This is a genomic window from Micropruina sp., from assembly GCF_027492755.1.
Lineage (GTDB): Bacteria > Actinomycetota > Actinomycetes > Propionibacteriales > Propionibacteriaceae > Micropruina.
Genome location: NZ_JAPUED010000232.1, coordinates 1 through 2,059, shown reverse-complemented (window position 1 = coordinate 2,059; position 2,059 = coordinate 1). Strand labels below are relative to the sequence as shown.

General features: G+C 69.7%; 2 protein-coding genes. One reads left to right on the top strand and one right to left on the bottom strand.

From position 1 onward, the window contains the following. The coding region (locus Q0066_RS15780) for a TetR/AcrR family transcriptional regulator (protein ID WP_298134728.1) at positions 1–621 on the top strand (621 nt) is incomplete at its 5' end. A 97-nt stretch (positions 622–718) separates the two neighbouring features. Here the strand turns inward: Q0066_RS15780 and Q0066_RS15775 are convergent. Further along, positions 719–1,789, bottom strand: coding sequence for a tellurite resistance/C4-dicarboxylate transporter family protein (locus Q0066_RS15775; protein ID WP_298134726.1), 1,071 nt, complete (start codon positions 1,787–1,789; stop codon positions 719–721). Positions 1,790–2,059: the final 270 nt, after the last annotated feature.

Genomic DNA, 2,059 nt, shown 5'->3' with positions numbered 1-2,059 from the left:
AGGGACGCGCCGGTGGCGGGACGCGAGGGTGGCTACGCCAGCGGACGGCTGCGTCGCGAGCGGATCATCACCGCCGCCACCGAGTTGTTCGCGCGGGTCGGCTACCGGCACGCCACGATCCTGGAGCTGGCCGAGGCCGCCGGCATCTCCCGCACCGGGTTGCTGCATCACTTCGGCTCCAAGGAGGCGTTGCTGAAGGCCGTCCTGGAGCGCCGGGACGCCGAGGACGCCGCCCGCTTCACCGGCGCCGACACCGATGAAACCGGGCTGGGCGCGCTGGCGACTCTCGTCGAACTGGCCCGGCACAACGCCGAACGGCCACATCTGGTGGCCCTGTTCGCCGTGCTGTCGGCGGAGGCGTCCGACCCGGATCATCCGGCGCACGAGTACTTCGTGGACCGCTACCGCGGCACCGTCGCCGACATCGCCGCCTCGCTGACCCGCGCGAAAGCGTCCGGCCTGTTGGCGCGGGGCGTCGACCCCGCCGGTCAGGCCCGCACGCTGGTCGCGCTGATGGACGGGCTGCAGGTGCAGTGGCTGCTCTCCCCCGCCGACGTGGACATGGCCGGCACGCTGCGGGCGCAGATCGAGCGGGTACTCACCGTCCCGCTGCCGGGCTAGCCCGCCAACCTTGCCAAGACCCGGTTCGAGATCCCGGGTCGGAGCCCGGGATGACGGGGTCGCGCCGCGCGGGCGTCCGACCTCGGTTCCGCCAGGCTCAACCAGCGGGTGGACGCGTCCGGCTCGCCCATGCGACCTGGGCCATTCGCCGCAGCATCGCGATGAACACCACCGCCCAGACGATGGTGGCCACCACGAGGGCGCCGTCGCCGACCACTTCGACCAGCGGGAGCCGGTCCACCCGACCCAGGCTGATCGAGGCGACGGCGAACATGCCCAGCGGGAAGACGATCGACCACAGCGTCGGCACGTAGGTCAGCGGCACCTTGTGCACGAAATGCCGCCACACACCGGCGCCGACCAGCATCGGGATCAGCCAGACGCAGAAGCACCAGAACACCACCACGGTGCCGGCGATCAGGTTGCGGGTGGCGTCCACCATCGGCGTGGACTGCATACCGAGAATGTTGCTGCCGGCGACCACCGCGATCGCCATCGCGCCCATCGCCACCCAGTACGGCGGTTCGAACTCGCGCGGGGTGATGCCGAAATGGATGATCCGCAGCAGCACCAGCATCGCAACGCCCGCGTAGAGCACGACGCCCACCGACCACGACATCACCGCGACCAGGCCGACCCAGCGGGTCTCCCCCGGCAGGTACGGCTGCACCTGCGCCATGCCGATGGCGACCGACTGGCTGGCCACCGCCCAGATGAACCAGGTGCCGTTGGTTCGGGCCAGGATCGGCTTGCCGTCGCGCGTCATGAAGACCTGCCACGGCAGCACATATCCGAAGACGAACCAGAGCAGCGCGCCGAAGAAGAACAGCGGCATCGCTATGTCGATGAGTCCCTGCTGGACGAGCCGGACGGCGAGCACGTCGGTGCCGGCGACGACGGTGAAGTAGGCGAACGCCATTTCGGGACCGCGCAGATCTGCCAGCATCTCGGTCCGATAGCGGACGGCGCGCCACAGATACAGCACCCACAGCACGCCGTAGCTGACCGCCGCGATCACCAGCAGGGCGAGTGACGCCCCCTCGAGCCCGGCCAGATGCAGGCCCATCGAGACGATACCGGTGCCCATCACCAGCGCGAAGTAGCCGGGCGAGAGGTGCGCGAGGGCATCGGCGAACGCCGGACGCGGCAACTGCGCCGCCGTCGTCATCGACGGCTCCAGCCGCGCGCCGAAGTCATTCCAGAAAGGTAGCAACCGGGCGCCGGTCGGACCCGGGATTCGACGAGTTCAACGCGCGGTACCCGCCGGTCGAGACGCTCCCACGTGCCCTCGAGCGCAGTCCGGAAGGAGGTGGTGGGGCGACGTCGCACGATGGGGGACGGTTCTTTTCGTTCCAAATCCGCACGCCGGAGCGACGTCGAACGTCGGGGGACGGTTCTTTTCGTTCCAAATCCGCACACCGGGGGACGGACCCAGTGC

Excerpts from the sequence above, each read along its gene's own strand:
- Q0066_RS15775 (WP_298134726.1), bottom strand. The coding sequence starts at position 1,789 with ATGACGACGGCGGCGCAGTTGCCGCGTCCGGCGTTCGCCGATGCCCTC.